The sequence below is a fragment of the Thermophilibacter provencensis genome (assembly GCF_030372065.1).
GTDB classification, from domain to species: Bacteria; Actinomycetota; Coriobacteriia; order Coriobacteriales; family Atopobiaceae; genus Thermophilibacter; species Thermophilibacter provencensis_A.
In genome coordinates this window covers 35,902-42,934 of sequence record NZ_JAUDEA010000016.1, presented here as the reverse complement: position 1 = coordinate 42,934, position 7,033 = coordinate 35,902, and the positions used below count along the sequence as shown (strand labels likewise).

The 7,033-nt window shown below is 67.6% G+C and carries 5 protein-coding genes; 4 read left to right on the top strand and 1 reads right to left on the bottom strand.

Annotated elements, in window-relative coordinates; all coding sequences use genetic code 11:
* The first annotated feature begins 242 nt into the window (after positions 1 to 242).
* From iorA to QUW25_RS08770, 3 genes are read left to right on the top strand one after another with little or no spacing between them, the layout of a single operon-like run.
* A complete protein-coding gene (gene iorA / locus QUW25_RS08780; protein WP_289511834.1) occupies positions 243 to 2,135 on the top strand; it encodes an indolepyruvate ferredoxin oxidoreductase subunit alpha in 1,893 nt (630 codons plus the stop codon).
* Positions 2,132 to 2,707, top strand: a complete 576-nt coding sequence (locus tag QUW25_RS08775) for an indolepyruvate oxidoreductase subunit beta (RefSeq protein ID WP_289511833.1) — start codon at positions 2,132 to 2,134, stop codon at positions 2,705 to 2,707. Before iorA ends, QUW25_RS08775 begins: the two co-directional genes overlap by 4 nt.
* Before the next feature lie 9 nt (positions 2,708 to 2,716).
* On the top strand, positions 2,717 to 3,952 hold the full coding sequence (locus QUW25_RS08770) for a phenylacetate--CoA ligase family protein (RefSeq protein ID WP_289511832.1): 1,236 nt from the start codon (positions 2,717 to 2,719) through the stop codon (positions 3,950 to 3,952).
* A gap of 148 nt (positions 3,953 to 4,100) precedes the next feature.
* Here QUW25_RS08770 and QUW25_RS08765 read toward each other — a convergent pair whose 3' ends face one another.
* Positions 4,101 to 5,174, bottom strand: coding sequence for an aldose epimerase family protein (locus tag QUW25_RS08765; protein ID WP_289511831.1), 1,074 nt, complete (start codon positions 5,172 to 5,174; stop codon positions 4,101 to 4,103).
* A 167-nt stretch (positions 5,175 to 5,341) separates the two neighbouring features.
* On the opposite strand from QUW25_RS08765, the gene QUW25_RS08760 reads away from it, so the two are divergent.
* Positions 5,342 to 7,015 carry a formate--tetrahydrofolate ligase gene (locus QUW25_RS08760; protein WP_289511830.1) on the top strand — a complete coding sequence of 558 codons (1,674 nt, stop codon included), beginning with the start codon at positions 5,342 to 5,344 and terminating at the stop codon, positions 7,013 to 7,015.
* The last annotated feature ends 18 nt before the right edge of the window (positions 7,016 to 7,033 follow it).

Genomic DNA, 7,033 nt, shown 5'->3' with positions numbered 1-7,033 from the left:
TATTGCCGCCCCGCCCGAGGCCCTTCTCGCCGCGTTTTTCTCGATTTGACACCAATTTGGCGGGTTGTGGGCAAAAGAATTGATGGGTAGCCGCCTTGTGCATCAAACATTTTGCCCAAAACCAACCAGTCGGCCTGGAGGCGAGAAGGACCCCGCACCCCAGACTGCTGTTACCGGTTGGCAACGCGTTCGTGGCGCCGCGCTCCGCTCTGGTAGAGTGCGACTCAACGAAAGGGGACGCCATGCACAGAGAGTTCCTGATGGGCAACGAGGCCATGGCCCTGGGCGCGCTCGCGTCGGGTGTGAACGTGGTGGCCGGCTATCCCGGCACGCCCTCGACGGAGGTTCTGGAGACCGTGGCACGCCGCAGGCCAGAGGGCGTCTACGTGGAGTGGTCGGTCAACGAGAAGGCGGCGCTCGAGGTGGCCGCCGGGGCCGCCTACGCCGGGGCCCGCGCGCTCGTCACGATGAAGCAGGTGGGCCTCAACGTTGCCTCCGACCCGCTCATGAGCCTCTCCTACATTGGCGTCAAGGGCGGCATGGTGGTCCTCGTGGCGGACGACCCCGGTCCCATCTCGTCCCAGACCGAGCAGGACACGCGCACCTTTGCCGCCTACGCCAAGCTGCCGATCCTCGACCCGTCGAGCCCGTCCGAGGCCTACGCGATGATGGGGGATGCCTTTGCCCTCTCCGAGGAGCTGGGCTGCCCCGTGATCGTGCGCCCCACCACGCGCGTCGACCACGGCTACGAGGACGTGGAGGTGGCCGATGCGTGCGACTGGGTCCGTCACGAGCCCGAGGGCTTCGTCCGTGACCCGAGCCGCTGGGTCATCTTCCCGGCGCTCTCCGTGCGGGCCCACGCTGCCATCGAGAAGCGCGACGCCCTTCTCGCCAAGCGCCTTTCGAGCTACGCGAGAAACACCGTGACGCAGACGGCCGGTCCGGACGCCCGCCCGCGCCTCGGCATTGCCACCCACGGCGTCAGCGTCACCTACGTCGCGGAGAACCTCAGCGAGAAGGACGACGTCCGCGTGCTTCGCGTGGCGACGCCGTACCCGTTCCCGGAGGACCTTGCCGCCGACTTCCTAGCCGGCCTCGACGAGGTCCTCTGCGTCGAGGAGCTCGACCCCGTGATCGAGCGCGCCCTAGTGGCGACCTGCGGCCGCCGCGGCTTAAACGTAAAGATCCGCGGCAAGCTCACCGGTGACATCCAACCCTCCGGCGAGAACACCGTCGAATCCGTAGAACGTGCCATCGATGGCTTCCTCGGTAGGGGAGAGGCCGACGAGAGCGGGCGGCAGGGTGATTTTCCGCGCGCAGTTCTGCAGGCCGTAGGCCGAAGCTGTTTGAGCACGGGGAATCACCCTGCCGCCCCCACGCTCCCGATCCGCCCGCCCGTCCTCTGCGCCGGCTGCCCGCACCGTGCGAGCTTCTATGCCGTCAAGAAGGCCACGCGCGGCCGCAAGACGCTTTTCTGCGGAGACATCGGCTGCTACACGCTCGGCAACGCCGCCCCGCTCGACATGGTGGACACGTGCCTCTGCATGGGGGCGGGCATCAACATCGCGCAGGGCGTGACGCACGTCGAACCGGACACCACCGCCTTTGCCTTCGTGGGCGACTCCACGTTCTTTGCCTCGGGTATCACGGGCGTGGTGAACGCGTTCTACAACCAAGCCAACATGACGCTCGTCGTGCTCGACAACTCAACCACGGCCATGACCGGCCACCAGCCGCACCCCGGCACGGGCCGCACGATGATGGGCCAGGTCGTGGAGAAGGTCAGCATCGAGCGCGTGCTGCGCGCCATCGGCCTCACGGTGGTGGAGACCGTCGACCCGCTCGACCATGAGGCTGCCGTCGAGACCGTCCGTCGCGTCGCCGACGAGCCGGGCGTCAAGGCGATCATCTTCCGGAGCCCGTGCGTGGTTCTCGCCAGACCAAAGGCGAGAAGCGCGGTGGATGCCGATAAGTGCGTAGGCTGCCAGCGCTGCGTCCGCGAGCTGGGCTGTCCCGCCCTCGTGCCTGACGCCGCCACCGGCAAGGTGCGCATCGACGCCGCGCAGTGCACCGGCTGCACCCTCTGCGAGCAGATCTGTCCCACGCACGCCATCTCGGGAGGTGAGCGCCTGTGAGCACCAATGTCATCCTCGCCGGCGTGGGCGGGCAGGGCGCCGTCCTCGCCTCCAAGCTCCTCGCCCGCGCTGCGATGGAGCGCGGACTTCCCGTCAAGACCGCCGAGACCATCGGCATGGCGCAGCGCGGCGGCTCCGTGTTCAGCCACGTGCGGATGGGGGAGGGCGCTCACTCGCCGCTCATCGGTCGCGGTCGGGCGGACGCGATCGTCGCCTTCGAGCCGGCCGAGGCGGTGCGCCAGCTGCCGTTCCTTCGCCCGGACGGCATGGTCGTCACGAGCGACGCACCCGTCGTTCCCGTCTCGGCGGCGACTGGAGGCCCCGCCTACGACCTGCCCGCCATCATGTCCCACCTGCACGAACGCGTGGGCGAGAAGAACCTCGTAATCGTCGACACCTCCGCGGCGGCTGCCAAGATCGGTACCGCCAAGGCGCTGAACGTCGTCCTTCTCGGTGCTGCCGCCCGAGCCGGCGCGCTCGGGCCCATCACGACCGACGACCTCGTCGCCGCCGTCCGCGCCCTCGTCAAACCCGCCTTCGTCGACCTCGACCTGCGCGCCCTCAACCTCTAGGAGCCTTCCATGCACATCAGCGCGTCCCAGCTCAAGCTCGTGAACGAACAGGTCCAGCGCCTCGTGGCGTCGGGCAACTACTTTGGCCGGCGCCTTCAGGAGGCCGGCGTCACGGAGGTCCTCACCGAGGAGGACTTCCTCGCGCTGCCGTTCTCGGAGAAGGAGGACCTGCGCAACTGCTACCCGCTCGGGGTCTCCGCCGTTGACGAGCGCGAGATCGTGCGCATCCACTCCAGCTCGGGCACCACGGGCACGCCGGTCATCATCCCCTACACGGCGCGTGACGTCGATGACTGGGCCGAGCAGTTCCGCCGCTGCTACGAGCTCGCGGGCATCACGGCACAGGACCGCATCCAGATCACGCCCGGTTATGGCCTCTGGACCGCGGGCATCGGGTTTCAGGCGGGCGCCGAGAAGCTCGGGGCGATGGTCATTCCCATGGGCCCCGGCAACACGGAGAAGCAGCTGCAGTTTATGGTTGACCTGCAGACCACGGTCATCGGCGCCACGTCGAGCTATGCGCTGCTGCTCGCCGAGGAGATCGAGCGACGTGGCATGCGCGACCAGATTGCCCTCACCAAGGGCGTCGTCGGCTCCGAGCGCTGGGGCAAGAAGATGCGCGACCGCGTGAAGGCGGGCCTTGGCATCAAGATCTATGACATCTACGGCCTCACCGAGGTTTACGGCCCCGGCATCGGTATCTCGTGCGATGCCGAGGACGGCATGCACTACTGGGACGACTACCTCTACATTGAGATCGTCGATCCCGAAACGGGCGAGCCGCTGCCGGACGGCGAGTGGGGAGAGATCGTCATCACCACGCTCGTCAAGGAGGGCGCGCCGCTCATCCGCTTCCGCACGCACGACCTCAGCCGCATCATCCCGGTTGCGTGCCCCTGCGGCTGCGCGTTCCCGCGCATCGACGCGCTTCAGGGCCGCTCCGACGACATGGTCAAGATCCACGGCGTCAACGTCTTCCCGCGCCAGATCGAGGAGATCCTCCAGTCGTTCCCGGCGCTCTCGAGCGAGTATCAGATCCGCCTCTCGCACCTCGAGGGCCGCGACACCATGCGCATCTACGTGGAGACGGACGGCACCCAGGACTTCCTGGACACCGCGGATGCCGTTGCCGCCGAGGTCAAGCGCCGCATTGGCTTCACGCCGCTCGTGAAGGTGGTCGAGCTCGGCGTCCTTCCCAGAAGCGAGAAGAAGACCAAGCGCGTCTTTGACGAGAGGTACGAGTAGGGCGAGAAGGCCGAGACAGAGGCGACGAGGCGGGCTGTGACAAAGGTGATGACAAAGGTGACAGGGTAGGTTGTCACCATGTGTTTCATGGTGACAACCTACCCTGTCACCTTTGTCATCACCTTTGTCACAGCCCGTCCCATCCCGTCTAGCAGGTTGAGAAGCGATAGACGATCGTGATTTCGTAGGGCTTCTCGGGGCCAAAGACGCCCTGCTCCCACTCCGGGTGGTGGATGTTGTCCGGATAGAGCTCCGCCTCGCAGGCAAAGCCCGCGCGCGGCCCGTAAGAAGCGCCGTCCTTGGCGCACGTCTCGTCGAGCCAGTTGCCCGTATAGAGGTGCATGCCGGGCGTGGACACAAGCACGTCGAGCGCGCGCCCGCTCACCGGGTCCTCCGCGCGCAGGGCGTGGCGCGGCTCGCCGCCCGGCTCGTAGCCGCGAATGCAGAAGCACTGGTCGTAGCCTCGCGCCCGACGCGTCTGCTCGTCGTCCGCGTCAATCCGCTCGCCGAGCGCCCGCGGCTCCCGGAAGTCGTACGGCGTTCCCGCAACGGCGCGCAGCTCTCCCTCGGGGACGGAGTCCTCGCGCACGGGGAGAAAGGCGCCGGCGTCGATGCTCACCACCTGGCCGAGCACGTCTCCCGAACCATGTCCCGCGAGGTTGAAGTAGGAGTGGTTGGTCATGTTCACGTACGTAACGGCGTCGCTCGTGCACGAGTAAACGATGCGCAGCTCAGCGCCACCGTTCTTCTCGGCAAGCGAGTAGGTGGCCACAAAGGAGCGGTTGCCGGGGAGGCCGAGCTCGCCGTCAGCGAGCTCGCAGCGCAGGCGCACCGCGTTCTTGTCCTCCAGGGCCTCGGCGCGCCAGAGGCGCTTGTGCAGGCCGCGCGCGGAGTCCGTGTGGTTGTTGTTGCGCTGGCCGGGACCGTCGTTTCCCAGCAGGTGATAGACGGTGCCGCCCAGGGGCACCTCCGCGCGGTCGGTGCGGTTGGCAACGGGGCCCACGGTGCCGCCAAAGAAGGCGGGGTTGTCGGCGGCGTAGCCCTCCACCGAGTCATAGCCGAGAAGAACGTCGGCCAGCCGGCCCTCGCGGTCCGGGGCGTCCACCCCAACGAGCGTGGCGCCGAAGTCGCTTACCCGCGCCGCCACCTTTCCCGCGCGCAGCGTGTAGACGCTCGCCTCGCGCCCGTCGCCCGTGGTCCCAAACCCTGTCCGCTCGATCATGCGTGCCCCTCCCGTTGCAGATTTCCCCGCCATCTATGGTAGGGCAACGCGTCCCTGCGCGCCCGCACTTCTCGGTGGCGCGTGGAGAGCCCCGCTCCTGCGGGCGGCTGTCACGTGCTCGCGGTATAGTAGAGGTTCCAAATGGCACCGTCCGAGGGGATGCGAGCATGGCCGAGTACAAGTCCGACATTGAGATTGCTCAGGAGGCAGAGATGCTGCCCATCACGGAGGTCGCCGCGCGCGCCGGCCTCACGGAGGATATGCTGGAGCCCTACGGGCGCACCAAGGCGAAGGTCGACATCCACTCGCTCGCGGACCGGCCGAGCAAGGGCAAGCTCATCCTGGTCACGGCCATCAACCCCACGCCCGCGGGCGAGGGCAAGACCACCACGTCCGTCGGCCTTGCCGATGCCATGAACCGCCTGGGCCACCAGACGATGCTCTGCCTGCGCGAGCCCTCGCTCGGCCCCGTCTTTGGCGTCAAGGGCGGCGCCGCGGGCGGCGGTTACGCGCAGGTCGTTCCCATGGAGGACATCAACCTCCACTTCACGGGTGACTTCCACGCCATCGGCGCGGCCAACAACCTCTGCGCAGCGATGCTCGACAACCACATCAAGCAGGGCAACGCCCTTGGCATCGACCCGCGCCGCATTGTCTGGAAGCGCTGCGTGGACATGAACGACCGCCAGCTCCGCAACGTGGTGGACGGCCTCGGCGGCATCGCCGACGGCATGCCGCGCCAGGACGGCTTTGACATCACGGTTGCCTCCGAGGTCATGGCGGTCTTCTGCCTCGCCACCGACCTCGCGGACCTCAAGGCCCGCCTCGGCCGCATGGTGATTGCCTACACCTATGACAGAAGGCCCGTGACCGTCTCCGACATCCACGCCGAGGGCGCCATGACGGCCCTGCTCAAGGACGCCATCAAGCCCAACCTCGTGCAGACGCTCGAGGGCAACCCCGCCTTTGTCCACGGCGGCCCCTTCGCCAACATCGCCCACGGCTGCAACTCCGTGGAGGCCACCACGACCGCCCTCAAGCTCGCCGACTACGTGGTCACCGAGGCCGGCTTTGGCGCGGACCTGGGCGCCGAGAAGTTCCTCGACATCAAGTGCCGCGCCACGGGGCTTGCGCCCTCCGCGGTGGTGCTCGTTGCCACCGTGCGCGCGCTCAAGTACAACGGTGGCGTGCCCAAGGCCGAGCTCACCACCGAGAACCTCGAGGCGCTCGAGGAGGGCCTGCCCAACCTGCTGCGCCACGTCTCCAACATCAAGGACGTCTGGGGCCTGCCCGTCGTGGTGGCCATCAACGCCTTCCCCACGGATACCGAGGCCGAGCTCGCCCTCGTCGAGCGCCGCTGCAACGAGCTTGGCGTCAACGTCGCACTCTCCGAGGTCTGGGCCAAGGGCGGAGAGGGCGGCGAGACGCTCGCCCGCGAGGTCGTGCGCCTCTGCGACGAGCCTTCCCATTTCCGCTACGCCTACGAGCTCGAGGGCGGCATCGCGGAGAAGATCGAGGCCATCGCCACCAAGGTCTATCACGCCGACGGCGTCGACTTCACCGGACCGGCGAGGCGCCAGCTCGCCCAGCTTGAGGAGCTCGGCTACGGCGACCTGCCCGTCTGCATGGCCAAGACCCAGTACTCCTTCACGGATGACCAGACCAAGCTCGGAGCGCCCGAGGGCTTCCGCATCACGGTGCGCAACCTCCGCGTCTCTGCCGGCGCCGGCTTCATCGTGGCCCTCACGGGCGACATCATGACGATGCCGGGCCTTCCCAAGGTGCCTGCCGCCGAGAAGATCGACGTCACCCCCGACGGCAAGATCGTCGGCCTATTCTAACCTGACAAAAGTGACAGG